At 70.0% G+C, this 25,997-nt stretch carries 26 protein-coding genes; 10 read left to right on the top strand and 16 right to left on the bottom strand.

The window, feature by feature from the left end:
* Positions 1 to 15: 15 nt before the first annotated feature.
* The 10 genes from OG714_RS37470 to hisD form a co-directional block, all read right to left on the bottom strand.
* Positions 16 to 1,266, bottom strand: a complete 1,251-nt coding sequence (locus OG714_RS37470; protein WP_406127780.1) for an MFS transporter — start codon at positions 1,264 to 1,266, stop codon at positions 16 to 18.
* 22 nt (positions 1,267 to 1,288) lie between these two features.
* Complete coding sequence (locus tag OG714_RS37465) at positions 1,289 to 1,864, bottom strand: ArsR/SmtB family transcription factor (protein WP_406127779.1); 576 nt, start codon at positions 1,862 to 1,864, stop codon at positions 1,289 to 1,291.
* Positions 1,865 to 2,016: 152 nt separating this feature from the next.
* Positions 2,017 to 2,772, bottom strand: coding sequence for an imidazole glycerol phosphate synthase subunit HisF (hisF, locus tag OG714_RS37460; protein ID WP_406127777.1), 756 nt, complete (start codon positions 2,770 to 2,772; stop codon positions 2,017 to 2,019).
* Positions 2,769 to 3,179, bottom strand: a complete 411-nt coding sequence (locus OG714_RS37455; protein ID WP_406127776.1) for a RidA family protein — start codon at positions 3,177 to 3,179, stop codon at positions 2,769 to 2,771. The genes hisF and OG714_RS37455 overlap by 4 nt, the downstream gene beginning before the upstream one ends.
* On the bottom strand, positions 3,176 to 3,904 hold the full coding sequence (priA, locus tag OG714_RS37450; protein WP_406127775.1) for a bifunctional 1-(5-phosphoribosyl)-5-((5-phosphoribosylamino)methylideneamino)imidazole-4-carboxamide isomerase/phosphoribosylanthranilate isomerase PriA: 729 nt from the start codon (positions 3,902 to 3,904) through the stop codon (positions 3,176 to 3,178). Before priA ends, OG714_RS37455 begins: the two co-directional genes overlap by 4 nt.
* Positions 3,904 to 4,551: an imidazole glycerol phosphate synthase subunit HisH gene (hisH, locus tag OG714_RS37445; RefSeq protein ID WP_406127773.1), complete on the bottom strand. Its 648-nt coding sequence runs from the start codon at positions 4,549 to 4,551 to the stop codon at positions 3,904 to 3,906. The genes priA and hisH overlap by 1 nt, the downstream gene beginning before the upstream one ends.
* Positions 4,542 to 4,706, bottom strand: a complete 165-nt coding sequence (locus OG714_RS37440; protein ID WP_019062288.1) for a hypothetical protein — start codon at positions 4,704 to 4,706, stop codon at positions 4,542 to 4,544. The genes hisH and OG714_RS37440 overlap by 10 nt, the downstream gene beginning before the upstream one ends.
* On the bottom strand, positions 4,703 to 5,296 hold the full coding sequence (hisB, locus tag OG714_RS37435) for an imidazoleglycerol-phosphate dehydratase HisB (protein WP_019062289.1): 594 nt from the start codon (positions 5,294 to 5,296) through the stop codon (positions 4,703 to 4,705). The genes OG714_RS37440 and hisB overlap by 4 nt, the downstream gene beginning before the upstream one ends.
* A complete protein-coding gene (locus OG714_RS37430; protein ID WP_406127771.1) occupies positions 5,293 to 6,420 on the bottom strand; it encodes a histidinol-phosphate transaminase in 1,128 nt (375 codons plus the stop codon). The genes hisB and OG714_RS37430 overlap by 4 nt, the downstream gene beginning before the upstream one ends.
* Complete coding sequence (gene hisD, locus OG714_RS37425) at positions 6,396 to 7,745, bottom strand: histidinol dehydrogenase (RefSeq protein ID WP_406127770.1); 1,350 nt, start codon at positions 7,743 to 7,745, stop codon at positions 6,396 to 6,398. Before hisD ends, OG714_RS37430 begins: the two co-directional genes overlap by 25 nt.
* 171 nt (positions 7,746 to 7,916) lie before the next feature.
* On the opposite strand from hisD, the gene OG714_RS37420 reads away from it, so the two are divergent.
* The 4 genes from OG714_RS37420 to ybaK all read left to right on the top strand — a co-directional run bounded on the left by OG714_RS37420 (position 7,917) and on the right by ybaK (position 12,066).
* Complete coding sequence (locus tag OG714_RS37420) at positions 7,917 to 9,494, top strand: oxidoreductase (protein ID WP_406127768.1); 1,578 nt, start codon at positions 7,917 to 7,919, stop codon at positions 9,492 to 9,494.
* 162 nt (positions 9,495 to 9,656) lie between these two features.
* The gene (locus OG714_RS37415) at positions 9,657 to 10,790 is read left to right on the top strand and encodes a hypothetical protein (protein ID WP_406127766.1); all 1,134 of its coding nucleotides are present in this window, start codon (positions 9,657 to 9,659) and stop codon (positions 10,788 to 10,790) included.
* 11 nt (positions 10,791 to 10,801) lie between these two features.
* Positions 10,802 to 11,545: an LON peptidase substrate-binding domain-containing protein gene (locus tag OG714_RS37410; RefSeq protein ID WP_019062294.1), complete on the top strand. Its 744-nt coding sequence runs from the start codon at positions 10,802 to 10,804 to the stop codon at positions 11,543 to 11,545.
* A 20-nt stretch (positions 11,546 to 11,565) separates the two neighbouring features.
* The gene (gene ybaK / locus OG714_RS37405; RefSeq protein WP_406127764.1) at positions 11,566 to 12,066 is read left to right on the top strand and encodes a Cys-tRNA(Pro) deacylase; all 501 of its coding nucleotides are present in this window, start codon (positions 11,566 to 11,568) and stop codon (positions 12,064 to 12,066) included.
* 279 nt (positions 12,067 to 12,345) lie between these two features.
* Here the strand turns inward: ybaK and OG714_RS37400 are convergent, their stop codons facing one another.
* Entirely contained in the window at positions 12,346 to 12,822 is a 477-nt protein-coding gene (locus tag OG714_RS37400; RefSeq protein ID WP_406127762.1) for a DUF6924 domain-containing protein, read from the bottom strand.
* A gap of 275 nt (positions 12,823 to 13,097) precedes the next feature.
* On the opposite strand from OG714_RS37400, the gene OG714_RS37395 reads away from it, so the two are divergent.
* Positions 13,098 to 13,676, top strand: a complete 579-nt coding sequence (locus tag OG714_RS37395) for an ankyrin repeat domain-containing protein (RefSeq protein ID WP_406127760.1) — start codon at positions 13,098 to 13,100, stop codon at positions 13,674 to 13,676.
* 51 nt (positions 13,677 to 13,727) lie between these two features.
* The gene (locus OG714_RS37390) at positions 13,728 to 14,366 is read left to right on the top strand and encodes a HEAT repeat domain-containing protein (protein WP_406127758.1); all 639 of its coding nucleotides are present in this window, start codon (positions 13,728 to 13,730) and stop codon (positions 14,364 to 14,366) included.
* 386 nt (positions 14,367 to 14,752) lie between these two features.
* On the opposite strand, the gene OG714_RS37385 is transcribed toward OG714_RS37390, so the two are convergent.
* From OG714_RS37385 to OG714_RS37370, 4 genes are all read right to left on the bottom strand, one after another.
* Positions 14,753 to 15,508 (bottom strand): DUF2567 domain-containing protein, encoded by a 756-nt coding sequence (locus OG714_RS37385; RefSeq protein WP_406127756.1) that lies wholly within the window; start codon positions 15,506 to 15,508, stop codon positions 14,753 to 14,755.
* 34 nt (positions 15,509 to 15,542) lie between these two features.
* Entirely contained in the window at positions 15,543 to 16,370 is an 828-nt protein-coding gene (locus OG714_RS37380; RefSeq protein ID WP_406127755.1) for an ABC transporter permease, read from the bottom strand.
* 64 nt (positions 16,371 to 16,434) lie between these two features.
* Positions 16,435 to 17,406 carry an ABC transporter ATP-binding protein gene (locus tag OG714_RS37375; RefSeq protein WP_266878646.1) on the bottom strand — a complete coding sequence of 324 codons (972 nt, stop codon included), beginning with the start codon at positions 17,404 to 17,406 and terminating at the stop codon, positions 16,435 to 16,437.
* A 165-nt stretch (positions 17,407 to 17,571) separates the two neighbouring features.
* Positions 17,572 to 18,795, bottom strand: coding sequence for an NYN domain-containing protein (locus OG714_RS37370; RefSeq protein WP_406127753.1), 1,224 nt, complete (start codon positions 18,793 to 18,795; stop codon positions 17,572 to 17,574).
* A gap of 224 nt (positions 18,796 to 19,019) precedes the next feature.
* On the opposite strand from OG714_RS37370, the gene OG714_RS37365 reads away from it, so the two are divergent.
* Entirely contained in the window at positions 19,020 to 19,184 is a 165-nt protein-coding gene (locus OG714_RS37365) for a hypothetical protein (protein WP_406127751.1), read from the top strand.
* Between the two features lie 83 nt (positions 19,185 to 19,267).
* Here OG714_RS37365 and dnaE read toward each other — a convergent pair whose 3' ends face one another.
* Positions 19,268 to 22,807: a DNA polymerase III subunit alpha gene (gene dnaE, locus OG714_RS37360; RefSeq protein WP_406127750.1), complete on the bottom strand. Its 3,540-nt coding sequence runs from the start codon at positions 22,805 to 22,807 to the stop codon at positions 19,268 to 19,270.
* Positions 22,808 to 22,985: 178 nt separating this feature from the next.
* On the opposite strand from dnaE, the gene OG714_RS37355 reads away from it, so the two are divergent.
* The 3 genes from OG714_RS37355 (at position 22,986) to OG714_RS37345 (ending at position 25,968) form a co-directional block, all read left to right on the top strand.
* Positions 22,986 to 24,311, top strand: coding sequence for a DUF2252 domain-containing protein (locus OG714_RS37355; RefSeq protein ID WP_406127748.1), 1,326 nt, complete (start codon positions 22,986 to 22,988; stop codon positions 24,309 to 24,311).
* A gap of 68 nt (positions 24,312 to 24,379) precedes the next feature.
* A complete protein-coding gene (locus OG714_RS37350) occupies positions 24,380 to 25,069 on the top strand; it encodes a hypothetical protein (protein ID WP_406127746.1) in 690 nt (229 codons plus the stop codon).
* A gap of 86 nt (positions 25,070 to 25,155) precedes the next feature.
* Positions 25,156 to 25,968, top strand: coding sequence for a thioredoxin domain-containing protein (locus OG714_RS37345; RefSeq protein ID WP_406127744.1), 813 nt, complete (start codon positions 25,156 to 25,158; stop codon positions 25,966 to 25,968).
* Positions 25,969 to 25,997: the final 29 nt, after the last annotated feature.

The following is a 25,997-nucleotide window of genomic DNA, read 5'->3' as shown; positions in this document are numbered from 1 at the left end:
CGTCAACAGGCCGGGTCATCCGGGCAGTTCGGCGCGCCGCAGATCGCGGACGCACAGCGCGATGACCCCGCCAAGACCGCAGACCACGGCGCTGACCACGAACACCGGGCCCGTGCCCCACGCGCCGATCGCCGCGGCCGACAGCGGCATGCTCAGCGGGGCGAAGCCGAGGCTGACCAGGCTGGAGACGGCGGTGACGCGGCCGAGGTAGGCGGGGTCGGACTGGGTCTGGAGCAGGGCTCCGCACACGGCTCCGCTGAGGCCGGCGAGCAGCCCGACGAGCAGGGCGACGCCGACGGCCGCGAGAACGCTCGGGACGAAGGCGAGAGCACCGATGGCGACGGAGCCCGCGATGATCGAGCAGCCGGCCAACCGCCCCGCGCGCGGCAGCCGGCCCCGCACGGTCAGCAGCAGGGCCGCCGCCCCGGCGCCGGTGCCGAAGCCGGAGAGCACCCACCCCATGCCGGAGGCGCCCCAGCCGCGTTCGTGGGCGAGGAGCGTCAGTCCGACGTTGAGCGGGCCGACGAAGCCGAGGTCGCCCAGCGCGATGGCCAGCATCAGCGGGGCGAGGACGCGGTGGCCGCGGATGTACCGCAGACCGGCCCGGAGGTCGCCGAGCGGGGTCGTCGGGCGGGCGTCGGCCTTGTCGTCGACGGGCAGTTCCCGCATCCGTACGGAGATCAGCAGTGGCACCGACACCGCGATCAGCAGCCCGGCGAGTCCGAACGCCGCCGCCGCACCGCCGACCGCGACACCGAGGCCGCCGAGCGGACCGCCGACGACGTTGGCGAAGCGGATCGCCAGTCCCCGCATGCCCTGCACGCGCGCGAGTTGGTCGCGGCTCGTCACGCGCGCGGGGAGTGCGCCCACCGCGGGCATGAACACCGCGTCGACCGTCCCGAACATCACGGCGAGCAGAGCCAGCGGCCACAGCCCCGGGCTCGTCAGGAACAGCAGCGCGGCCACCGCCAGCACCGCCGCGCAGCGCACCGTGTCACTCCCGATGACCACCCTGCGCGGCCCGAACCGGTCGGCGACCACTCCCCCGCCCAGCATCAACACCGCGCGCGGCACGGCGCTTACCGCCATCACGACCCCGGCCTGCGCGGGCGAGCCCTGCTGTACGGCCGCCCAGGACAGGGCGATGTAGTACACGCTGTCGCCGACCATGGACGCCGTGTACGCACCGAGCCAGCGCAGGACGTTGGGGTCGCGGTGGGCGGGTCTGCCGGAGGCTGTGCCGGGGGCTATGAGTGTGGCGGTCACGGGAGTTCGTCCTCTCCTGGGCTCAGACACGGAACGGGAAGCCGTAGACATGGATGGCGACGTTCTCGCGCCCTTCGGCGTCGCCGGACCGGCTTTTCTCGTCGTACTTCCGCACCAGGGCGACCAACTCCTGGCGGAGTTCGTTCAGTTCGGCCGGGTTCAGCCGGAAGAGGGACTCGCTGTCGGGTGCCGCGGCGTTCCATTCGGGGCCCCAGGTGAGGCGCTCGTCGAGGTAGCGGCGGTACATGTCGGTGCGCTGCTCGTGGAAGAGGCGGGTCGCCGCGAGGTGTGCGGCCGCCTTCTCCGGCGCGTCCCGGAAGTCCTTGTCCCGGATGCTCACGCCCTCCGAGGAGGGCTGCCACCAGCGCTCCCGCCCGTCCGCGCTCTGCGGTGCGGCCTCTTCGATCAGTCCGTGCTCCGCGAGCTTGCGCAGGTGGTAACTGACCAACGAGACAGCCTCGTCGACCTGCTCGGCGAGTTGGGAGGCCGTTGCCTTCTCCGCCACGCACAGACCTCGGTACAGCTGCATTCGGAGCGGGTGAGCGAGGGCCTTGAGCGTGCCCACGTCCGTGATGGGACGACTCCCTTTGGCTGTCATGCACGCCACCGTAGATGCAAAAGGAAAGTTGCGCAATATTATTTGCGCAACTTTCCTTTCGCATCCGCCTACAAGTAAGCCCCGACCACCAAGCGGCCGGGGCCTACAACGCCTCTACGGAGTCAGCGAACGGGAAGTCGTCGGACCGGAAGTCACCTCACCGGGTGCCCCGCCTCCCGCAACGCCTGCTTGACCTCGCCGATCCGCAGATCCCCGAAGTGGAAGACGGAGGCCGCCAGCACCGCGTCCGCCCCCGCCGCCACCGCCGGCGGGAAGTCCGCGAGCTTGCCCGCGCCGCCGGAGGCGATGACCGGCACGGTCACGTGCTTGCGGACCGCCGCGATCATCTCCAGGTCGTAGCCGTCCTTCGTACCGTCCGCGTCCATCGAGTTGAGCAGGATCTCCCCCGCCCCCAACTCGGCCGCCCGGTGCGCCCATTCGACGGCGTCGATGCCGGTGCCCTTGCGGCCGCCGTGGGTGGTGACCTCGAACGAACCGGACTCCGTGCGGCGCGCGTCCACGGACAGCACCAGCACCTGCCGCCCGAACCGCTCCGCGATCTCCCGGATCAGCTCCGGCCGGTTGATCGCCGCCGTGTTGACGCCGACCTTGTCCGCGCCCGCCCGCAGCAGCTTGTCCACGTCCTCGGCCGTGCGGACGCCGCCGCCGACCGTGAGCGGGATGAAGACCTGCTCGGCGGTGCGGCGGACCACGTCGTACGTCGTCTCGCGGTTGCCGGAGGACGCGGTGATGTCCAGGAAGGTCAACTCGTCGGCGCCCTCGGCGTCGTAGACCTTGGCCATCTCGACGGGGTCGCCCGCGTCGCGCAGGTTCTGGAAGTTGACGCCCTTCACGACCCGGCCGTTGTCCACGTCCAGGCAGGGGATGACTCGTACGGCGAGCGTCATGCGGAACCTCCGCCCTCGGTACCGGAGCGGTACGCCTCCACCTCGACCTCGACGACCAGGCTCGGGTCGACGAAGCCGGACACGATGATCATCGTTGCGGCGGGCCGGATCGCGTCGAAGAGTTCCTTGTGTGCGCGGCCCACGTCCTCAACATCCCGGGCGTGGGTGATGTACATACGGGTGCGCACCACATCTGCGGGGCCGAGCCCCAGTTCCTCCAGCGCCGAGAACGCGACGTTGAACGCGTTGACCGTCTGCTCGTAGGGACCGCCCCCGGCGATCTCGCCGTCCACTATCGACGTGCACCCGGAGACCAGCACCAAGCCGCCTGACAGCTCCACCGCGCGGGAGTAGCCGAAGGCGTCCTCCCAGGGGGCGCCGGTCGACACGCGTCGTAGCTCGGTCACCGGGCCACCGCCTCCAGGGCCTCTTCCAGGGTGAACGCCTTCGCGTACAGGGCCTTTCCGACGATGGAGCCCTCGACGCCGAGGGGGACCAGCTCGGAGATGGCGCGCAGGTCGTCGAGCGAGGACACCCCGCCGGAGGCCACGATCGGGCGGTCGGTCGCCGCGCAGACATTGCGCAGCAGCTCCAGGTTGGGGCCCTGGAGGGTGCCGTCCTTGGCGATGTCGGTGACCACGTACCGGGCGCAGCCCTCGGAGTTGAGACGGTCCAGCGTCTCGTAGAGGTCGCCGCCGTCGCGGGTCCAGCCGCGTCCGCGCAGGGTCGTGCCGCGTACGTCGAGGCCGACCGCGATCTTGTCGCCGTGCTCGGCGATGACCTTGGCGACCCACTCCGGGGTCTCCAGCGCGGCGGTGCCGAGGTTCACCCGGGTGCAGCCGGTGGCGAGGGCGGCGGCGAGGGTGTCGTCGTCGCGGATGCCGCCGGACAGCTCGACCTTGATGTCCATGGCGCCGGCGACCTCGGCGATGAGCTTGCGGTTGTCGCCGGTGCCGAACGCGGCGTCCAGGTCGACGAGGTGCAGCCACTCGGCGCCGGAGCTCTGCCAGGCGAGGGCGGCCTCCAGGGGGGAGCCGTAGGAGGTCTCGGTCCCGGACTCGCCGTGCACGAGGCGGACGGCCTGGCCGTCGCGGACGTCCACGGCGGGGAGGAGTTCGAGCTTCGAAGGCATCAGAGGGTTCCGATCCAGTTGTTCAGCAGCTGCGCTCCGGCGTCGCCGGACTTCTCGGGGTGGAACTGGGTGGCCCACAGGGCGCCGTTCTCCACGGCGGCCACGAAGGGCTTGCCGTGCGTCGACCAGGTCACCAGGGGGGCGCGCATCGCCGGGTTCACGACTTCGAGGGACCAGTCGTGGACGGCGTAGGAGTGCACGAAGTAGAAGCGGGCGTCCGCGTCGAGGCCCGCGAAGAGCTGTGAACCCGCCGGGGTGTCCACGGTGTTCCAGCCCATGTGGGGCACGATCTCGGCCTGCAAGGGCTCGACGGAGCCGGGCCACTCGTCCAGGCCCTCGGTCTCGACGCCGTGCTCGATGCCGCGCGCGAACAGGATCTGCATGCCGACGCAGATGCCCATCACCGGGCGCCCGCCCGCCAGCCGACGCCCGACGATCCAGTCGCCGCGCGCCTCCTTGAGGCCCTGCATGCAGGCGGCGAAGGCGCCGACACCGGGCACCAGCAGGCCGTCCGCGTTCATGGCCCTGTCGTAGTCACGCGTTATCTCGACCTCGGCACCCGCGCGCGCGAGGGCACGCTCGGCGGAACGGACGTTCCCGAAGCCGTAGTCGAAGACGACCACCTTCTTCGCCGCGCTCAACTCCACACCGCCAACCGCATGACCCCCGCGACCAGACACATCGCCGCGCCGATGGACACCAGCACGATGAGGCTCGCCGGCATCTTCTGCTTGACGAAGGAGTAGACCCCGCCGAGGAGGAAGAGTCCGACGACGATCAGGAGGCTGGAGAGGCCGGTCACAGCGCGCCCTTCGTGGAGGGGAGGATGCCCGCCGCGCGCGGGTCACGCTCGGAGGCGTAGCGCAGGGCGCGGGCGAGGGCCTTGAACTGGCACTCCACGATGTGGTGTGCGTTGCGCCCATAGGGCACGTGCACATGAAGCGCGATCTGGGCCTGGGCGACGAAGGACTCCAGGATGTGCCGGGTCATCGTCGTGTCGTACTCGCCGATCATCGGCGCCATGTTCTCGGGCTCGGTGTGCACGAGGTACGGACGGCCGGACAGGTCGACGGTCACCTGCGCGAGGGACTCGTCCAGGGGAACCGTGCAGTTGCCGAAGCGGTAGATCCCCACCTTGTCGCCGAGCGCCTGCTTGAAGGCGGCGCCGAGCGCGAGGGCGGTGTCCTCGATGGTGTGGTGCGAGTCGATGTGCAGGTCGCCCTCGGTCTTCACGGTGAGGTCGAACAGACCGTGCCGGCCGAGCTGGTCGAGCATGTGATCGTAGAAGCCGACTCCTGTCGACACGTCGACCTTGCCGTGCCCGTCGAGATCGATCTCGACGAGGACCGACGTCTCCTTGGTCGCCCGCTCCACACGTCCTACGCGGTTCATGCGCTCTGCTCCTTCTTCAGTTCACGGACCGCGTCGAGGAACGCGTCGTTCTCTTCGGGGGTTCCGGCGGAGACCCGCAGCCACCCCGGGATGCCGTTGTCCCGGACCAGGACGCCCTGGTCGAGGATCTTCTGCCAGGCGGTGTGCGAGTCCGCGAACCGCCCGAACTGCACGAAGTTCGCGTCGGACTCGACGACTTCACACCCGAGGGCCTTCAACTCGCCCACCAGCCGGTCCCGTTCGGACTTCAGCTGCTCGACATACCCCAGCAGTGTGTCGGTGTGCTCCAGGGCGGCCAGCGCGGTCGCCTGGGTGATCGCCGACAAGTGGTAGGGCAGCCGTACGAGTTGAACGGCGTCGACGACGGCAGGGTGCGCGGCGAGGTAGCCGAGGCGGAGCCCGGCGGCCCCGAAGGCCTTCGACATCGTCCGCGAGACGACGAGATTCGGCCGACCTTCGAGCAGCGGCAGCAGCGAGTCGCCGTGGCTGAACTCGACGTACGCCTCGTCGACGATCACCATCGACGGCTTGGCGGCCTGGGCCGCTTCGTACAGCGCGAGGACCGTCTCGGGCGGAACCGCGTTGCCCGTGGGGTTGTTGGGGGTCGTGACGAACACGACGTCGGGCTTGTTCTCGGCGATCCAGCGCTCGGCGGCGGCGAGATCGATCGTGAAGTCCTCGTTGCGCGGACCGGAGATCCAACCGGTGCCCGTGCCACGCGCGATGAGCGCGTGCATCGAGTACGACGGTTCGAAGCCGATCGCGGTACGACCGGGCCCGCCGAAGGTCTGGAGCAGTTGCTGGATGACCTCGTTCGAGCCGTTGGCCGCCCACACGTTCTCGACGCCGACCCGGTAACTGCCGGTCTTCGTGAGGTAGTTGGCCAGCTCGGTGCGCAACTCGACCGCGTCCCGGTCCGGGTAGCGGTTGAGGTCGCGGGCGGCTTCACGCACCCGCTCGGCGATCCGCTCGACCAGCGCCTCGGGCAGCGGATAGGGGTTCTCGTTGGTGTTCAGCCGTACGGGGACGTCCAACTGGGGCGCGCCGTAAGGGGACTTGCCGCGCAGCTCGTCCCGTACGGGAAGATCGTCGATGCCGGTCACTTGCTCTCTGGAACCTTCCATCCGCGCGACATTTGTTCGTCTCCGACAAACCTCGCCTTGACCGCCGCGCCGTGCGCGGGCAGGTCCTCCGCCTCCGCCAGCGTCACCACGTGATGCGCTACGTCGGCCAGGGCGTCGCGGGTGTAGTCGACGATGTGGATGCCGCGCAGGAAGGACTGCACGGAGAGCCCGGAGGAGTGGCAGGCGCAACCGCCGGTCGGCAGCACGTGGTTGGAGCCGGCCGCGTAGTCGCCGAGGGAGACGGGCGCCCAGGGTCCGACGAAGATCGCGCCCGCGTTCCGCACCCGGTCGGCCACGGCGGCCGCGTCGGCCGTCTGGATCTCCAGGTGCTCGGCGCCGTAGGCGTTGACGACCCTGAGCCCCTCGTCGATGCCGTCGACGAGGACGATCGCGGACTGCCGGCCGGCCAGCGCCGGGGCGATCCGGTCCTCGATGTGCTTGGTGGCCGCGACCTGCGGTTCCAGTTCCTTCTCGACCGCGTCCGCGAGCGTCACGGAATCCGTGACCAGGACGGCCGCGGCGAGCGGGTCGTGCTCGGCCTGGCTGATCAGGTCGGCGGCGACGTACACCGGGTCGGCGCTGTCGTCGGCGAGGACCGCGATCTCGGTGGGACCGGCCTCGGTGTCGATGCCGATCTTGCCGGTGAAGTAGCGCTTGGCGGCGGCGACCCAGATGTTGCCGGGCCCGGTGACCATGTTGGCCGGGGCGCAGGACTCGGTGCCGTGGGCGAACATCGCGACGGCCTGGGCGCCACCGACGGCGTAGACCTCGTCGACGCCGAGCAGCGCGCAGGCGGCGAGGATCGTCGGGTGCGGCAGCCCGCCGAACTCGGCCTGCGGCGGGGAGGCGAGCGCGACGGACTCGACGCCCGCTTCCTGCGCGGGCACCACGTTCATGATCACGGAGGAGGGGTAGACGGACCGCCCGCCCGGGGCGTACAGCCCCACCCGGTCGACCGGCACCCACTTCTCGGTGACCGTGCCGCCGGGCACGACCTGGGTGGTGTGCGTCGTACGGCGCTGCTCGCGGTGGACGAGCCGGGCGCGCCGGATGGACTCCTCCAGGGCCGCGCGCACGTCCGGGTCGAGCTGCTCCAGCGCGTCGCTGAGCGCCTGCGCGGGGACCCGCACCTGCTCCAGGCGCACCCCGTCGAACTTCTCGGCGAAGTCGATCAGCGCCGCGTCGCCCCGATGATGCACGGCCTCGCAGATCGGCCGCACCTTCTCCAGGGCGGCCGAGACGTCGAAGTCGGCTCGGGGCAGCAGGTCGCGCAGGGCGGGCCCTTCGGGGAGGGCGTCACCGCGCAGGTCGATTCGGGAGATCACGGGGCCAATTCTCTCAGACTGAGATCGCGCGCCGCTCGCGCATATCAATGGCTGATACAGAACGTGGCCGGAACCCGGAAGATCCCCCTCACGTCTAGTGTTCCGGGCGTCACGGAGCGGGCATGAACAGCTGTGCGAAACCCGTGAGTAGTTGAGAGGGATGAAAGAGCAGTGACCGAGGGTGCCGGCATCCGCGCGGGGGATGTGCCGGACGATGCGACCGCCGCCGAGGCCGGTATGTGGCAGGCCTTCCGCAACGGCAGTGTGTACGACCTGAGCAGCGGCGACACCGTCGTCGACGATCCGCACGGCGGACATCCGTGGGGCCCGGAGCGGACCGTGCGGGCACGGTTCGTGTGCTGGCTGCTCCTGGACGGGCCGCCCGCGCTGTCGGGCCGGGTGGCCTCCCTGAAACTCACCGGCGTGCAGATCAGCGGCGTCCTGGACCTGGCGGGCGGCACCGTCACGCCGTACGTCGAGCTGAAGGGCTGCCGTTTCGAGCGGGAGGTGCTGCTGCCGGAGGCCCGCTTCCAGACCGTGCGGTTGGTGGACTGCTCGGTGCCGCGGCTGGAGGCGGCGCGGGTGCACACGGAGGGTGACCTCCATCTGCCGCGCTGCCGCTTCCACAACGGCGTCCGGCTGACCGACGCGCACATCGGCACCGATCTGCTGCTCAACCAGGCGATCGTCTACCGGGACCGCACCGGGCGTTCGATCGCCGCCGACGGCATGACCGTGGGGCAGGATCTCCAGGCCGAACTCCTCGAATCGCACGGGGAGTTGAGCCTGCGCAGCGCCAAGGTGGGCGTCTCACTGAGTCTGCGCGGCGCCCGGCTGGCGAACCCGTACTCGCGACTCGCCCTGAACGCGCCCCAGTTGACCGTGGGCCGCACCCTGTACCTCACCCCGGCCGGTGTCGGCGGCCCCTGGCTGAGCGGCACAACTCCCGCGCGCGGGACCCGCATCCAGCGTTTCTCGTGCCAGGGCGGGGTGCGGCTGGACGACGGGCGGTTCGGGGACGCGGTGGACCTGGAGCGGGCCCGGTTCACCTTCACCGACGACCAGGAGCTGTCGCTGCTGCGCGTGCAGACACCGGAGTTGCGCTTCCTCGGGGAGCGGCCGCAGCGCGGCAAGGTGGTGCTGTCGGGGGCGCGGGTCGTCAACCTGATCGACGGGGCGGGCAGTTGGCCGGGTCCGGGCAACCTCCACATGGGCGGCTTCGTGTACGAGAACCTCGTACCGCAGGGCCCGTTCCCGCTGGACGCCCGCCTGGACTGGGTGGCCGCGGCGACCGCCGAGTACGCCCCTGAGCCGTACGAGCGGCTCGCGACCGTGCTGCGCAACGCCGGTGAGGACGAGGACGCGCGCGAGGTGCTGCTCGCCAAGCAGCGCCGGCGCCGGGAGAGCCTGCCGGTCGCGGCCAAGGTGTGGGGGTTCGTGCAGGACTGGACGGTTGCCTACGGGTACCGGCCGGGCCGGGCCGCCGTATGGATGGCGGTGCTGTGGGCGGCCAGCTCGCTGGCCTTCGCGCACGCCGACCACGCGCCGGTGAACGCGAGCGGGCATCCGCCGTGGAGCCCCGCCCTGTTCGCACTGGACCTGCTGCTGCCGGTGATCGACCTCGGGCAGGCGGGCCAGTGGCGGCTGCACGGCGGCTGGCAGTGGCTGTCGGTCGCGCTGATCCTGCTGGGGTGGATCCTGGCCACGACGGTGGCGGCGGGCGCCACACGGCTGCTCAGACGCGGCTAGAACCCCTTCCGCCCGCTCCCGCGCACAGCTCCCACGGGGTCCCGCGCACAGCACTCGAACAGTTGAGCAACAGTCACCTTTTGCCTGGGCTTGACCGAAGTGCGTACAACTTTCAGCCGGGTACCCAATCGGTCTGGCGCACTCCGGATCGGCGGACTTTCAATGGTCGACACCATGGCTCTGCTGCGCGCGTTCATCCGTACCGCCCGGATGGCAAGGAACTCCTCGCGGCTCGCCGCCGGGCTGCCGGCCGACGACGAGGTCCTCCTCGACGCGCCCGACGACCGGCTCGGCCCGGTGCTGGTCGCGGCCGGGCGCGGCGAGTACGGCCCCGCCTCCGGGCTGCTGGCCGCCACGCGCGCGGCGGCCGAGTGGGAGGACCGGGACCGCCACACGCGCCGGCTCGCCGCGTTCGCCCGCTGCCGCCCGGAGTGGCTGGCGGACTGGTGCGCGGCCGCCCCGCAGGACCCGGACGCACTCCTGCTCACGGCCCAGCTGGCGGTGGACCGCTGCTGGGAGTCGCCGGCCCGCGCCGAACTGCTCCGCGAGCTGAGCCCGCTGATCGCGGCGGCGGCCGAGGCCGAACCGCGCGACCCGGTGCCGTGGCGCATCGCCCTCGACCGGGCGCGGGGCACGAACGCCGGGCACGCCGAGTTCGAACGGCTGTGGTCCGAGGCGGTCCGCCGCTCCCCGCACCACTACGGCTGCCATGCGGCCGCCCTCCAGTACCTGTCGACGGCCTGCTGCGCGCAGTGGGGGAACACGCCCCACACCGCCCGCTGCTCCCACCGCGAGTGCTTCGACTTCGCCGAGCCGGCCGCCCAGGACGCGCTGCCCGGCTCACTCGTCCAGGCGTTGCCGGTACGGGCGGCCTTCGCGTGCCTGACGGACGGCTGCGCTCCCACGGTGCCCCGCGCCCGCCTGGACGCGGCGGCCGACCTGGCCATAGCCCTCTCGGCCACGTACGCGGCGGCGGACCCCTGGCCCGCCGAGGTCCGCAACCTCCTGACGTACGTCCTCATCCGCCTGGAACGCTGGACGGACGCGCTCGACCAACTCCGGCTGATCGGCCCGTACGCCACGTCCTTCCCGTGGGACCGGATCTCGGACGACCCGCTCGGCCAGTTCCTCGAAGTCCGGGACGGCGTACGAATAGCGGTGGCCTCGGACGTACCCCTCGGCGGCCCGATTCCCCCCGCCCTACAGGCGATTCCGACGCAGCCGAGAGGCTTCGAGGACGCACCCGGGTATCCACGGAGTGAGCACGGCGGACGTGCCCGCTCCGGCGACCATTAGGCTTTTGCGCCGTGACCACCGTCCGGCTGCCGCTCTTCCCCCTGAACTCGGTTCTGTTCCCGGGGCTCGTGCTTCCTCTGAACATTTTCGAGGAGCGCTATCGCGCCATGATGCGCGATCTGCTCAAGACCCCTGAGGAGGATTCGCGCCGATTCGCCGTCGTGGCCATCCGCGACGGCCACGAGGTGGCATCGACCGCCCCGGGCATGCCCGACCAGACGGCCGTGCCCGAACGCGGCCCCACGGCCGGCTTCGGCCCCGACCCGCTCAAGGCCTTCCACTCCGTGGGCTGCGTCGCCGACGCGGCCACCATCCGGGAGCGCGCCGACGGCACCTTCGAGGTACTGGCGACGGGCACAACCCGCATGCGCCTGCTCTCCGTGGACGCCTCGGGCCCGTTCCTGACGGCCGAGCTGGAGGAGCTGCCCGAGGAGAAGGGCGACGAGGCCGGCGCGCTCGCGGAGGGCGTGCTACGCGCGTTCCGCCAGTACCAGAAGCGTCTCGCGGGCGCCCGCGAACGCACCCTGTCGACGGGCGAGGCCGAACTCCCCGACGAACCGGCGGTGGTCTCCTATCTGGTGGCCGCGGCGATGATGCTGGACACGGCGACCAAACAACGCCTCCTCCAGGCCCCCGACACCGCCTCCCGCCTGCGCGACGAACTGAAACTCCTCCGCTCCGAGACGGCCATCATCCGCAACCTGCCGTCCCTCCCGGCATCGGACCTGACCCGAGGCCCGACAAGCCTGAACTGACCCCGGAAGCCGGACACTCCATGCCGAAAAAGCCAAAAAACCAACAGTCGGGCGGCACCCCGGCAACGGTCGCCCTGACGACCGCGGGGGTGCCGTACGAACTCCACGCCTACGACCACGACCCCGCCCACCCCTCCTACGGCGAGGAGGCGGCCGAAGCGATGGGCGTCTCCCCGGACCGGGTCTTCAAGACCCTGCTGGCGGACGTGGACGGCACGCTGACGGTCGCCGTAGTCCCGGTGGCAGGCCAGCTGGACCTGAAGGCACTCGCATCGGCGGTGGGCGGCAAACGCGCCACGATGGCCGACCCCACCCTCGCCGAACGCACCACGGGCTACGTCCGGGGCGGCATCTCCCCCCTGGGCCAACGCAAGAAGCTCCGCACGGTCCTGGACGCCTCAGCCACCACCCACCCCACGATCTGCGTCTCGGCAGGCCGCCGAGGCCTGGAGGTGGAACTCTCCCCGGAGGACCTGAAAACCCTCACGGCCGCGGTACTGGCCCCCATCGGCCGTGCGTGACCTCTCGACGCGACCTCTGTCCTCGGTTAAGCACAAGAGACATGTCGAAGAAAACACGCAAACGAAAGTGGCGCACCAGAAAACACCGGGCCAACCACGGCCGCCGTCCGGCGTAGGCATTTCCGGCGCCCGTCTGATGCGTCGCGGGGGGGACAGCTTCCGAACGCAGGCGGGCGCCCCAGCTTGTCCGGCGTTTGAGGACGAGGCCGTTCAGGCCGACGGGGGTCTGGGGCGGAGCCCCCAGTGGGACTGAGCGCTGCAGGTGGCGGGCCGAGTCCCTCAGATGGCGAACCCTTGGAAGGTGCCCTGGGGGTCCTGCTCGGCGGCCTCTTTGAAATCACCGAAAGACAGGTTGGCGATCATCAGGTTCGCGTGTATCTCGTGGACGCCTGCGGGGACGGTGCGGAACTCGCCGCCGTCCGCCTCGAATTCCTCGTCACTGTCGCACTCTTCCCTGGCCAGCACGGCCACCGCCAGCAACGTGCCGGGACCATCGCGCATGGAGTCGCGGTCGGCGAGGAAGACCACGCTCAGTTCGTCATCGGTAAGCGCCGCGGAGAGGATCTGGGCCGAGGTGCATCCCGCCCACTTCGGATCATCGGCGATGTGGACGTACGGCTCGAAGTCTCCATCACCCCAGGACCTCATCAGCTCCGCTTTCACCGCAGCCCATGCCTGTTCGTCGCGGTAGTCGGTCCTGATGATCAGAGCCGCGTCCCGATCGCGTTCCGCCAGCCACTCCGTACGGTCATTCATGCCGCTGCCCCCATCCGCACAGGTCACAGCCCGCGCAATCCGTCTGCACGCTACGCGAGACCACTGACACACCCATGAGCGGTTCAGTTGGCGGGTTTCGCCAAACGTGACGCTCAGCGCGACGGGCTGTTGTGGCTCGGTGTCTCCAGCCTGGAACTCGGCCTGGTGGGCCGGGCTTGGGGCAGAGGAGCGTACGGCCCGGTCGGCTACCCTCCCTTCGGTCGGCCCGCTGTTCGAAGAGCCGGCGATGCAGCCGACCGAGCGGGGGTACGGGCATGGGGGGAGAAGCGCTCCTCGCGGCGGTGCGCAGTGGGGACGTGGGGGTCGTCGAGAAACTCCTGGCGCAGGGTGCGAACCCCGATGCCGTTGGCGAGGAGGGTGTTCCGGCGCTCTGTCTCGCTGTTGCGGCCTATGACGGTCCGGTCGCCGAAGCCCTGATCAAGGGAGGCGCCGATCGGGACCGCCGACTACCTGACGGAAGTACACCCCTGCTGAGGGCGGTCGACAGTGGCTCCCTCGAGCTCACGATCACCTTGTTCTGGGACTGCGAAGGACACCCCACGACGGCCGAGCCGTCCGAGTTGCTGACCCGGGCGCGGCGTTGGCACGAGAGCGGTGTGGTTGATGAACTGCGACGCAGGGCCGACGCTACGGGTCAGGTCGAGCGGGCACGCGTCAACGGCGAGTGGTTTTCCTCGTGTGAGGAGATCACGCTTGGCGGGGTGACCGTTCGAAACGGCCATGGCGCGATCCTCACCCACTGGGAGTCGCACTTCGGGATCAGGCCCTCCTTCGACGAGCTGCTGGCACGTGCGCTCGCCCATCCCGATCCGGATCATGTGGTGTGGTCCTAGGTCACGTCCCGGCTCGCCGAGAGACAGGACGAGGAGACGTGGCTGGCCAGCGTGGCACTGCGTGCTCACCCCGATCCCGTCCGCCGCCGCTTTGCGGCCGATCTTCTGCTGGCTGTCGGCTTCGGGACCCCGCTGCCCAACGGCGACACCGCCGATTCCGCGTTCGAGGAGCGTGTGCTGGAGTTCCTGCTCCCCTGGGCCGCTGAGGAAACGGACTCACATGTCCTCGTCGGTATTCTGTGCGGGCTCGCCCAGCACAGCGACCCGCGGACGGAATCCGTGGGGCTCTTGTACGCCGAGCACCCCGACCCCCGGGTCCGTGGCGGGGTCCTGGGAACCCTTCAGGGATGGGGGGAGGCGTTCTCCGCGGAGGGCTGGGAAGTGCTGGTCGCTTTGACCAGGGATGCCGACACCCGCATACGGCGGTCCGCGTGCTACCGGCTTGCGGAGTGCGGCTCCCGTGCCCCTGGCATCACGGACGTGCTGGCCGATCGTCTTGATGACGAGGATGACATCGTTCGCCTCTGGGCCGTGTACGGACTGGCCGAACGCGATGATCCACGCTGCGCGGAAGGACGTCCGCCGGTCGGGGAATTCGATCGGACATTCTGGTCCTGGATCCTGGACGCCGCGTCACGCTACGAAGAGCGGCGAAGCCAAAGGGGTGCACCAGCTGCCCCCGGACAGTGACCGGGGCGGGCTGTGAGGGACGTTGCACCGTTGCCATCACTCCCGCAGGCTCAGCCACATGTGGAGATGACCGAACGCTCGCGGCGACCGGCTCAACAGCTCAAGCTGCCGCCCGAGCGGTCGGCCATCGGCCTACACCGGGCGAACAACTCATCCGCGGCCCGGCAGCCACGTGCCGACGCCGGCCGGTCACCACCAGGTGCGCCGCCCGGCCGCAGGAGCCGCCTGCTCCGCAGGCCGCTACCCGGCCCGCCAACTGGAACACTCAGACCCGCCGACTCAAGCGCTGACTCGCCAGTCGAAGCGCTCAGTCACACCCGGGCGGGGCGAAAGGGGCGGCAGCCCCTGGGGATGGGACGGGTAGGGGCGGCAGGGGCGAAAACCCCCTAACCCATCGGAGCCCCGTACCCATCCGTCGGCCCCGCCCCCTGCTGCAAATACACCGGCTCAGGATCCCGAGGCCCGAACAACGCCGTAAGCCCCAGGTGAACGACCAGCGCGGCAACCGGCCAAGCCAGCAACGCCCCCTTCGCCCCCAACTTCAGCGGCGCGGAGAACGTAACCCCCTTACCCACAGCCTTCGCATGCGCGAGCACATCCTTCGTGGGCCCGAACCACATCCCCAGCCGCCAGGCGAGGAACGAAGCGAGCAGCCCACCCAGGGCCAGCGCAGCGACCAGCGGCACTCCCCCACGCCGCCGCAGCAAAAAGACGACAAGCGCGCTCACGACCCCAAAAGCCACCGCGAGCAGAGTGAACGTTCCGTCCACCCCCACGGCCTGCTCACCTTCGGAGTCCTTGAGGTAGACGACCCAGCTCTTGTCGACCACGTCCCCGACCAGCGGCACATGCGGCGCCAGCCACCACCACAACACCCCGAGCAACACCCCACCGACCGCCGAGGCGACCGTGACGACCACGGCCTCGATCAGCTCGGTCTTGATCCCGGGCCCGTCCTGGCCGTAGGACGCGGCCTGCGGGACGGCGTGCACGGGATACCCGGCACCCGGGTCGCCAGGGGAGTCAGGGCCACCCGGACCGTCCGGGGAATTCGGGGAGGTCGGGTCACCCGGCGGCTGCCACGCATCGTGCGGGGAGGACTGGTCACGCGGCGGCGGAGGCGGAGTCAGCGGTGCGGTCACGATGCCATCGTGCCAGGCCCCGCTGTGCGGCGCGTCACCGGACGGCAGCCCGACGGTAGGCCCAGGCGGCGACGGCCAGCGAAACGACCCCGACCCCGGCGCATACGGCGAGGTCACCGAGGACGAGCGCCCAGTCCGGATGCGCCCCGAACGTCTGCGCGAACGCCTCCACGCCGTACGTCGAGGGCACCAGATCCCGCAGGAACCGCACCGCGTCCGGCATCCGATCGGCCGGCAACACACCCAGCAACAGAGCCGCGGACATGCCCAACTGCCCGAGCAGCGTGGCGAGTTCGGGGCGAGGCGCAAGCAGCCCGAGGGCCGCGCCGAGCCCGGCGAGCGCGGCCCCGGCGAGCGGGATCACCGCCGCCAGGATCCAGATGTTCCCCATCGGCAGCCCGAACAGCACGCACCCGAAGACGGCGGTCAGCACGGTCCCGGGCACGGTGAAGGAGGCGTACGCCCCCGCCGCGCCCAGCACCACGGCCGCGGGCGGCACCGGCAGGGTGGCGTAGTGGTCGAGCCCGCCGCTGCCGCGCAGCTGCCCGAAGTACTGCCCGAGCAGGTTCAGCCCGACGTAGGCGACGACGAGCACGGACGAGCCGGCGACCACGAACTGGGCGTCGTGACTCCCGCCGTCGACGACCCCGCGCATCATGATCAGGATGCCGACCGACTGGAAGGTCGCCACGAACAGCAGCGGGATCCGCGCGACCCGCGCCCGGGACAGCTGTGCCCGGTACACGGCGGCCATGGAGGGCCACAGCCTGGCCTTCGGCCCCAGCTCGGCCGCGCCCGTCCCGACGGCCTCCGGCACGGCCAGGGGGCCACTCGGCAGAACATCGGCGGATACGACACTCACGTCGCGCTGCTCCTCTCGACGCCGGCAGTCGCCCTGTCCCATACGGATACGACAGCCCGTGTACTCATGCTTTCACCAGCCCCTGTGCGTTCCCGCCCAGTGCCAGGTACACGTCCTCCAGGCTGGGCGTGGCCAGAGTGAAGTCGTCCAGGGCGGCGAACGCGGCCCCGCCGGTCACCGTGGCGACGGCCACCCGGGCCTCCTCGGGGGCCAGCCGCAGCGTCCAGCGACGGCCCGACTCGACGGCCCGGTCCCGCAGCGCGGCGACCTCCGGGACGTCCAGCGGCGGCTTCTCCCGCCACACCAGCTCGACCCGCACCTCGCCCGCGACCTGTTCCTTGAGCCCGGCGGGGGTGTCGCAGGCGATGACCTTGCCCTGGTCGAGGACGGCGACCCGGTCGAGGACGGTCTCGGCCTCGATGACGTTGTGGGTGACGAGCAGCACGGTGGACCCGCGCTCGGCCCGGCGCCGGTCGACGGCGGACCACACGGCCCTGCGCGCCACCGGATCCATCCCCGTGGTCGGCTCGTCGAGCACCAGCAGCGACCGCTCCCCGACCAGCGCGGCGGCCACACACGCCAGCCGCCGCTGCCCACCGGACAACTTCTTGAGCGGCCGCCCGGCAATGGCCGTAAGCCCCAACTCGTCCAGTACGGCGTCCCGCTCGGCCCGTGCGTCGCGCAGGTCCAGGCCGCGCAGCCGGGCGGTGGTCTCGGCGGCCAGCGACACGGTCAGTTCGTCGAGCGCGGAGGACTCCTGGCCGAGGTAGGCGAGGATCCGCGCGGCCCGCTCCGGGTGGCGCACGATGTCGTGTCCGAGGATCTCGACGCTGCCGGCGTCGGGCCGCATGAGCCCGGTCAGCTGGCGTACGAGGGTGGACTTGCCGGCGCCGTTCGGCCCGAGCAGTCCGAAGATCTCGCCCCGGCGGATGTCGAGGGTGACGTCGTCGGTGGCCCGCACCTCGGGGGTTCCCGGCGCACCGCGTCGGCCGCGCACCGCCGGATAGGTCTTGCTGAGCCCGCGCACCGCGCACACGACATCCCCACCGTGTCGAAGTGCCACTCCCGCGCGCGTACTCACGGGACGAGACTACGGGGTCCGGGAGCCCCGCCCGCTCGCGGGTCGGTCGAGAACGGCAAATCCGTCGGTAAAGACAATCCCGTCACAAGGTGGTGCGGCGACCGGACCGGCCGCCTCCGCTCACTCCCCGGCGGGCGCGTGCTCCGCGGCCGTCCGTACGTCGATCTCGCGCCAGAAACCGGCCCGAATCGCGTACCGGTCGTGCTCGTCGATCTGGTCGTCCTTGTGGGCGAGGAGGCCGAACCGGGCGGCGTAGCGCAGCAGTTCGCCGTCGATGCGGTGCGGGACGCGCGGGTACATCCCGGACAGTTTCTGCAGGTGGCTGCCGTGGTCGCCGAGGCGGCCCATCCAGCGGCGGGCGAACACCTGGCCCACCTCGTAGGGGTCGCCGCCGACCGTGGTGATGTCCTCCTCGCGGTCGGCCCAGCGCTGCTCGGCGGTGGTCAGCTGCGCCAGCGTCGGCATCGAGGCGACCTCGGGCGGCTCGGTGGCGCCGCCCGGCCGGTCGACCCACCCTTTGTCGGAGGACCAGCGCAGGGTCGCGCTCGCGGGCTGCTGCGCGGGCGCGGCGGCACCCGGGGCCTTCAGGCTCGCGAGGTCCTTCGGGGTGGGCACGCCCTTGGGCGCGGGCACCCGCTCCTGTGCGCCGTTCTCGGAGCCGGCCTCCGCGGCCGCGTGCCCGCCGTCCTCGACCGGCCGCTCGCGCGTGGCCGGCGCGGACTCGGGCAGCGGCGCGGACAGGATCGCGGCGATCTCCGGCCGCGGCACCGGCGGCGGGGCGCACACACCGCCGAGATCCTTCGCCCGTACGGCCTTGGTGATCCAGATCCGGTCGAGCACCCGCCGCTCGTCGGCCTCGGCGACCAGGTCCTCGGACTGGTTGTAGTCCCCGTCCGCGGCCTGCACGGCCCACAGGTGTACGGCGACGCCGTGCTCCTTGGCGGCCATCATGCCCGGCAGCAGGTCCCCGTCGCCGGTGACGAGCACGACGTCGGAGCAGGCGCGGTTGCGGGCCAGCTCGGTCAGCTCGGCGTGCATGGCGGCGTCGACGCCCTTCTGCGCCCAGCGGCCGTCGCTGCGGGTCAGGGCGCCGAGGCGGACGGTGACGCGGGGCATCACGCGCAGCCTGCGGTGCTCGGGCTGCGGGACGCGGTCGGGGGCGCCGTCGAACCAGTAGATGCGCAGCAGGGGTCGTTCGGTGTCGGACTCGGCTCGCTCGCGCAAACCCTGGATGAGGGCGGCGTGATCGACGGTGATACGGGAACGCGAGGGCTCTCCGGCGAGGAGACTTGCTGCGGCCCCCAGCAGATACCCGGCGTCCACCAGGACGATGCAGCGGTCCACGCGACTCACCCTCTTCCCGGTCGGTTTGCTTCGGGCTTGCTTCGAGTCTGCCCGACCGCGCAGGGGTTAACGGCCCGAACTCGATCTTCGGCGTGGCGTTTCGGGGCTTCTCTCTCGTACCAACCATGTCACACACGGTAATTATCCGAAATGCGTTCTTCGTCAGCCTATGTGAATCTGGTCGCGGCCCTGGCCCCTAGATCCCCCTCAGGAGGCAGAGAACCATGGCCAAGAACAAGAACCGTGACCGTAAGCAGCCGCAGTCGGAACGCGCCCAGGAGCAGGCCACGTCGTCCTCGATGGAGGCACAGGCCGAGCAGCGCATATCCCAGGTGACACCGGGCGACATCGCCCGCAAGGGCAAGCAGAAGCGCTTCGGCCACAACTGAGGCCTGCTTTAAGGGATGTTGCATGACTAAGGGGCGCATCCGTCGACGGATGCGCCCCTCGGTCATGTCTGTACGCCAGTTGCTCAGCCGGCCAGACAGGCCGCGCCGAGCAGCACCTTCAAGTCGCCGAACAGCGCCGGGTCGGGCTTCACCCGGTGCTTGTCCAGACGCAGGATCGTGGTCTTGGTCGGGCCCTGGAGCTTGATGCGGACCTCGCTGTCGCCCCGGTGGTGGCTGAGGATCTCACCGAGCCTGCTGACCATGGGCGGGGTGACCCGGGTCGCCGGGATGGTGAGGATCACGGGCGCGTTGGTGCCCGCGTTCGACAGGTCCGGGACCTGCATCTCCATCGCGACCAGGCGGGGTACGTCCTCGCGCTTGTCGAGGCGGCCCTTGACGAACACGATGGTGTCCTCGACGAGTTGGGTCGACACCAGCTGGTAGGACGCCGGAAAGAACATGCACTCGATCGAGCCCGCGAGGTCCTCGACGGTGGCGATCGCCCAGGCGTTGCCCTGCTTGGTCATCTTGCGCTGGAGGCCCGAGATGATGCCGCCGATGGTGACGACCGCGCCGTCCCCGTGCTCACCTCCGGTGAGCTGGGCGATGCCCGCGTCGGCCTTGTCGGTCAGCACGTGCTCCAGGCCGAAGAGCGGGTGGTCGGAGACGTACAGACCGAGCATCTCCCGCTCCTGGGCGAGGAGATACGTCTTCTCCCACTCGTCGGTGGTGAACTCCACGTCGAGTCCGAAGCCGGGCTCGCTGGTGTCCTCCTCGCCCATGCCGCCGAAGAGGTCGAACTGCCCCTCGGCCTCCTTGCGCTTGACCGCCACCACGTTGTCGATCATCGGCTCGAAGTGCGCGGTGAGGCCCTTGCGGGTGTGCCCCAGGGTGTCGAACGCACCGGCCTTGATGAGGGATTCGGTGGTGCGCTTGTTGCAGGCGGCGGCCTCGACCTTGTCGAGGTAGTCGGGGAAGGAGCCGTACTTCCCCTTCGCCTTGCGGGACCTGATGATCGAGTCGACCACGTTCGTGCCGACGTTGCGCACGGCCTCCAGGCCGAAGAGGATCACGTCGTCGCCCTGGGCGGCGAAGTTGTGCACCGACTCGTTGACGTTCGGCGGGAGCACCTTGATCTTCATGCGGCGGCACTCGTTGAGGTAGATCGCGGACTTGTCCTTGTCGTCCTTGACCGAGGTGAGCAGCGCCGCCATGTACTCGGCCGGGTAGTTGGCCTTCAGGTAGGCGGTCCAGTACGAGACCAGGCCGTACGCGGCGGAGTGCGCCTTGTTGAAGGCGTAGCCGGCGAAGGGGACCAGGACGTCCCACAGTCCCTGGATCGCCTCGTCGCTGTAGCCGTGCTTCTTGGCGCCGGCCTGGAAGATGGTGAAGTTCTTCGCCAGCTCGTCGGCCTTCTTCTTGCCCATCACGCGGCGCAGGATGTCGGCCTCGCCGAGCGAGTAGCCGGCGACGATCTGGGCGGCCTTCTGCACCTGCTCCTGGTACACGATCAGGCCGTAGGTCACCGCGAGGACCTCCTCGAGGGGCTCCTCCAGCTCCTTGTGGATCGGCGTGATCTCCTGGCGGCCGTTCTTGCGCTCGGCGTAGTTGATGTGCGAGTTCATGCCCATCGGGCCGGGCCGGTACAGGGCCGAGACGGCGGAGATGTCCTCGAAGTTGTCGGGCTGCATCTGGCGGAGCAGCGAGCGCATGGGGCCGCCGTCGAACTGGAAGACGCCCAACGTGTCGCCGCGGCAGAGCAGTTCGAAGGTCTTGGGGTCGTCCAGCGGGAGGGCGAGCATCTCCAGGTCGATGCCCTTGTTGGACTTCACCATCTTGATGGCGTCGTCCATGATCGTGAGGTTGCGCAGGCCCAGGAAGTCCATCTTCAGCAGGCCGAGCGACTCGCACTGCGGGTAGTCCCACTGCGTGATGGTCACGCCGTCCGTGTGGCGCACCCACACCGGTGCGTGGTCGACGATGGGCTCGCTGGACATGATGACGCCGGCCGCGTGCACGCCCATCTGCCGGACCAGGCCTTCGACGCCCTTGGCGGTGTCGATGACCTTCTTGACGTCCGGCTCGTTCTCGTACATCCCGCGGATCTCGCCCGCCTCGCCGTAGCGGGGGTGCTTGGGGTCGGTGATGCCGGAGAGGTCGATGCCCTTGCCGAGGACGTCGGCGGGCATCGCCTTGGTGAGGCGGTCGCCCATCGCGTACGGGTAGCCCAGCACGCGCGCGGAGTCCTTGATGGCGTTCTTTGCCTTGATCTTGCCGTAGGTGCCGATCATGGCGACCTTGTCGGCGCCGTACTTCTCCGTCACGTACCTGATCACCTCGACACGCCGACGCTCGTCGAAGTCGATGTCGACGTCGGGCATGGAGACGCGCTCGGGGTTGAGGAACCGCTCGAAGATCAGGCCGTGCGGGATCGGGTCGAGGTCGGTGATGCCCATGGCGTAGGCGACGATCGAACCGGCCGCGGAACCACGGCCGGGACCCACCGCGATGCCGTTGTTCTTCGCCCACATGATGAAGTCGGCGACGACGAGGAAGTAGCCCGGGAACCCCATCTGGATGATGACGTCCATCTCGTAGTCCGCCTGCTTCTGGCGGTCGTCGGGGATGCCGCCCGGGAAGCGGCGCTCCATCCCGAGGCGCACCTCCTCCTTGAACCAGGTGATCTCGGTGTATCCGTCCGGGATGTCGAACTTCGGCATGAGGTTCTTGGCCTCGAACATGCCGGAGGTGTCGATCTGTTCGGCGACCAGGAGGGTGTTGCGGCAGCCCTCCTGCCAGGCGTCCGAGGAGTCCACGGCGTACATCTCGTCCGTGGACTTCAGGTAGTAGCCGGTGCCGTCGAAGCGGAAGCGGTCCGGGTCGGAGAGGTTCTTGCCGGTCTGGATGCAGAGCAGGGCGTCGTGCGCGACCGACTCGTGCGCGTACGTGTAGTGCGAGTCGTTCGTCACCAGGGGCGGGATGCCGAGCTTCTTGCCGATGTCCAACAGGCCGTCACGGACCCGGCGTTCGATCTCGATGCCGTGGTCCATCAGCTCCAGGAAGTAGCGGTCCTTGCCGAAGATGTCCTGGTACTCGGCGGCGGCCTTCAGCGCCTCTTCGGGCTGGCCGAGCCGCAGCCGGGTCTGGAGCTCGCCCGAGGGGCAGCCGGTGGAGGCGATGAGCCCCTCGGACCACTGGGAGATGGTCTCCTTGTCCATGCGCGGCCACTTCTGGAGCCAGCCCTCGGCATACGCGTCCGAGGACAGCTTGAAGAGGTTGTGCAGGCCCGTCCTGTTGGCCGCCCAGATCGTCTTGTGGGTGTAACCACCGGAACCGGACACGTCGTCGCGCTTCTGGTGCGGCTGGCCCCACTGGATCTTGCGCTTGTTGCGCCGCGACTCGGGGGCGACGTACGCCTCGATGCCGATGATCGGCGTGACGCCCGCCTTCTTCGCCGTGTGGAAGAAGTCGTAGGCCCCGTGCAGGTTGCCGTGGTCGGACATCGCGATATGGGTCATGCCCATCTCGTTGCACGCGTCGAACATGTCCTTCAGCCGCGCGGCACCGTCCAGGAGCGAGTACTGGGTGTGGACATGCAGGTGCGTGAACGGCGGCTTTGACACGGCTTGGCCTCCAGGAGAAACAGTCGACAACAGACAGCGGGCGGTCTGGGGGGACGAGACCGAATCCTATGCCTCGGGACTGACACGAGGCGGGCACTCCCACGTACCTTCAAGCGTTGGAAAGTGACGACAGACCCGTCACAGGTCACGCACCACCCGTACCAGGAGGCACAGAGCGATGTCGGTTCCGCAGCTCAACGACGAGCACCGCGGCGAGGAGATCCTTGCCGTCTTCGACACCGCCTTCGGCGAGCTCCTGGCCGCCGACCCGGCCGCGTTCCGCGTGAAGTTCCGGAAGATGGCGGCTTCGGCGTTCGCGTTCTACCGGGGTACGGCGTGCCTCTTCTACCACGACCTGGACGCTGAGAAGCGGGGCGGGCCGTACCTGGACGACCGCACCTCGCGCGTGTGGATCCACGGCGACCTGCACGCCGAGAACTTCGGCACGTACATGGACTCGAACGGCCGCCTGGTCTTCAACGTCAACGACTTCGACGAGGCGTACGTCGGCCCGTTCACCTGGGACCTCAAGCGCTTCGCCGCCTCCGTCGCGCTCGTGGGGTACGCGAAGGCGCTCAGCGACGAGCAGATCACCGAGCTGGTGCAGGTCTACGCGGGCGCGTACCGCGAGCGGGTGCACGCGCTGGCGACCGGCGCGAAGAGCGACGAGGTGCCGCCGTTCACGCTGGACACCGCCGACGGCCCGCTCCTGGGCGCACTGCGCACGGCCCGCTCGCTGACCCGCTTCGAGCTGCTGGACTCGATGACCGAGATCCGCGACTTCGAGCGCCGGTTCGCGTCGGGCGGCGGCTCCATCGAGCTGGACGCGGCGACCCGCTACAAGGTCCTCGCGGCCTTCGACGGCTACCTGGAGACCCTCCCCGAGTCCTCCCTGGACCGCCCCGACTCCTACCGCGTGAAGGACGTCGTCGGCCGCCGGGGCATCGGCATCGGCTCGGCCGGGCTGCCGTCGTACAACATCCTTCTGGAGGGCAACAGCGACGCCCTGGAGAACGATGTGGTGATCTACATCAAGCAGGCCCAGACGCCGGCCGTCTCGCGGCACATCACGGACGCGGCGATCCGGGACTACTTCCAGCACGAGGGCCACCGCACGGTGATCTCCCAGCGCGCCCTCCAGGCGCACGCGGACCCGTGGCTGGGCTGGACCGAGCTGGGCGGGACCGGGCAGCTGGTCGCCGAGGTGTCGCCGTACGCGGTGGACCTGGACTGGAGCGACATCGACGACCCGGAGGAGATCGCCGCCGTCGTCGCCGACCTCGGGCGGGCCACGGCCACGATGCACGCGGCGGCCGACGACCAGTCCGGCGAGTCCCTGGTGCCGTTCTCCACCGAGCGGGCCATCGACGCGGCGATCGCGGCCGACGAGGACGGCTTCGCGGGCGTGCTCGTCGACTTCGCGCACAGCTACGGCGCACGCGCGCGTGCCGACCACCAGACCTTCGTCGACCTGTTCCGCAACGGCCGGATTCCGGGTCTGTAACCATCCGTACGCTCACAGGAACCCTTTAGGGGTCCCTTACCGGAGCACATGACAGACTCTCCTCCGCTATGGACATATCCGGGATCCAGCTCAGGGCCGTACGCGCGGCGCTGTTCACGGCACTGGTCGTGACGCTCAGCACCGCGTCGCACGTGCTGCTGTCCCGGGTCCCGCTTCCGTTCGGCACGGTGGCGGCGATCGCCGCCACCGTGTTCGTGATCGCGTACGCGCTGGCGGGCCGCGAGCGCGGCTTCGGCAGGATCGCCGCACTCCTGATCCCGCTGGAACTGGCCGCCGACACGGTCTTCACCACCGGCCAGCACGCCTGCTACGGCAGGGCGGGCGGCCCGGTCGCCGGACCGCTGCGCGCGGTCGGCCTGGACGTGCTGTGCAGCGGCGGCAGCGTGGGCACCTCGCTGGCCCGGATGACCGACGACCCCCATCAGGCGGCGGCGCTGCTCACGCACACCGACGCCACCGCCGCCTGGCTGCTGCTCGGCGCGCACATCGGCGTCGGGCTCCTGGCCGCGGCCTATCTGCGCCGCGGCGAGCGCGCGCTGTCCGAGCTGCTGCGCGCGGCGACGGCGGTGGGCTTCTGCCCGCTGCTGCTGGCCGTCGCCGCGGTGTCGGCCCGACGCACCGCGCCGGCCCGCCGGCTGCCGCGCGCCACACACCGCATCGCCACCGCCCGTGAGCGGCTGCTGGTGCACTCCCTGGGACGGCGTGGACCGCCGTGCTCGGCCCTGCCCGCGGTCTGAACACCTCACAGGTACCTGAGCACACATCAGTCCCCCACACGTATTCCGCGTACGACGTGTACGCGTCCCATATGGAGATCACCAACATGAGCAAGCGGAACAGCGCGGCGGCGAAGACGGCGGCCCGTGAGCGGCTGCGCGCGGAGCGCGAGCGCCAGGCCAAGCGCGCCAAGGTCAGGCGGCAACTCATAGTCGCCGGTTCGGTCGTCGCGGTCCTCGCGATAGCCGGCGGCATCGGCTACGCCGTCGTACAGAACAACAAGCCCACCTACTGGGAGTCGGCGAAGGACGACAAGCTCGTCAAGCCGGCCAACACCACCGGCACCAACGGCACGACCGTCGTCCTCGGCAAGAGCACCGCCAAGAAGACCCTGGTCATGTACGAGGACCCGCGCTGCCCGATCTGCGCCCAGTTCGAGCAGACCGTCGGCTCGACCGTGAAGAGCGACTTCGACGCCGGCAAGTTCAAGATCCAGTACGTCGGCGCCACGTTCATCGACAACAAGGACAACGGCGAGGGCTCGAAGAACGCGCTGAGCGCCATGGGCGCCGCGCTGAACGTCAGCCCCGAGGCGTTCCTCGAGTACAAGACCGCGCTCTACTCGACGAAGTACCACCCGGACGAGACGACCGACAAGTTCAAGGACGACGCGTACCTGATCAAGGTCGCGAACACGGTCCCCGCCCTGAAGAACAACGCGGCCTTCCAGAAGGCCGTGAAGGCCGGCACCTACGACAAGTGGGCGCTGGACATGTCGGCCACGTTCGACAAGAGCGGGGTGACCGGCACGCCGACCCTGAAGATGGACGGCAAGACGCTGACCGGCTCGGACGGCACGAACGCGCCGATGACGGTGGCCGACTTCACCACGGCGATCACGGCGGCCCTCAAGGCCTGAGCCCTGTCGCGACTCCGGGCCTGAGCCTC

The organism is Streptomyces sp. NBC_00989 (assembly GCF_045162655.1).
Taxonomy (GTDB): Bacteria; Actinomycetota; Actinomycetes; order Streptomycetales; family Streptomycetaceae; genus Streptomyces.
This window is presented reverse-complemented; position numbering and strand designations above follow the sequence as displayed.

Bases quoted from the DNA above. Each gene is read 5' to 3' on its own strand.
- OG714_RS37350 (WP_406127746.1), top strand. From the start codon at position 24,380: ATGGACATATCCGGGATCCAGCTCAGGGCCGTACGCGCGGCGCTGTTC.
- priA (WP_406127775.1), bottom strand. From the start codon at position 3,904: ATGCCTTCGAAGCTCGAACTCCTCCCCGCCGTGGACGTCCGCGACGGC.
- OG714_RS37345 (WP_406127744.1), top strand. From the start codon at position 25,156: ATGAGCAAGCGGAACAGCGCGGCGGCGAAGACGGCGGCCCGTGAGCGG.
- OG714_RS37430 (WP_406127771.1), bottom strand. From the start codon at position 6,420: ATGGAAGGTTCCAGAGAGCAAGTGACCGGCATCGACGATCTTCCCGTA.
- OG714_RS37395 (WP_406127760.1), top strand. From the start codon at position 13,098: ATGGGGGGAGAAGCGCTCCTCGCGGCGGTGCGCAGTGGGGACGTGGGG.
- OG714_RS37365 (WP_406127751.1), top strand. From the start codon at position 19,020: ATGGCCAAGAACAAGAACCGTGACCGTAAGCAGCCGCAGTCGGAACGC.
- OG714_RS37415 (WP_406127766.1), top strand. From the start codon at position 9,657: ATGGTCGACACCATGGCTCTGCTGCGCGCGTTCATCCGTACCGCCCGG.
- OG714_RS37355 (WP_406127748.1), top strand. From the start codon at position 22,986: ATGTCGGTTCCGCAGCTCAACGACGAGCACCGCGGCGAGGAGATCCTT.
- hisF (WP_406127777.1), bottom strand. From the start codon at position 2,772: ATGACGCTCGCCGTACGAGTCATCCCCTGCCTGGACGTGGACAACGGC.
- OG714_RS37465 (WP_406127779.1), bottom strand. From the start codon at position 1,864: ATGACAGCCAAAGGGAGTCGTCCCATCACGGACGTGGGCACGCTCAAG.
- hisB (WP_019062289.1), bottom strand. From the start codon at position 5,296: ATGAACCGCGTAGGACGTGTGGAGCGGGCGACCAAGGAGACGTCGGTC.
- ybaK (WP_406127764.1), top strand. From the start codon at position 11,566: ATGCCGAAAAAGCCAAAAAACCAACAGTCGGGCGGCACCCCGGCAACG.
- OG714_RS37400 (WP_406127762.1), bottom strand. From the start codon at position 12,822: ATGAATGACCGTACGGAGTGGCTGGCGGAACGCGATCGGGACGCGGCT.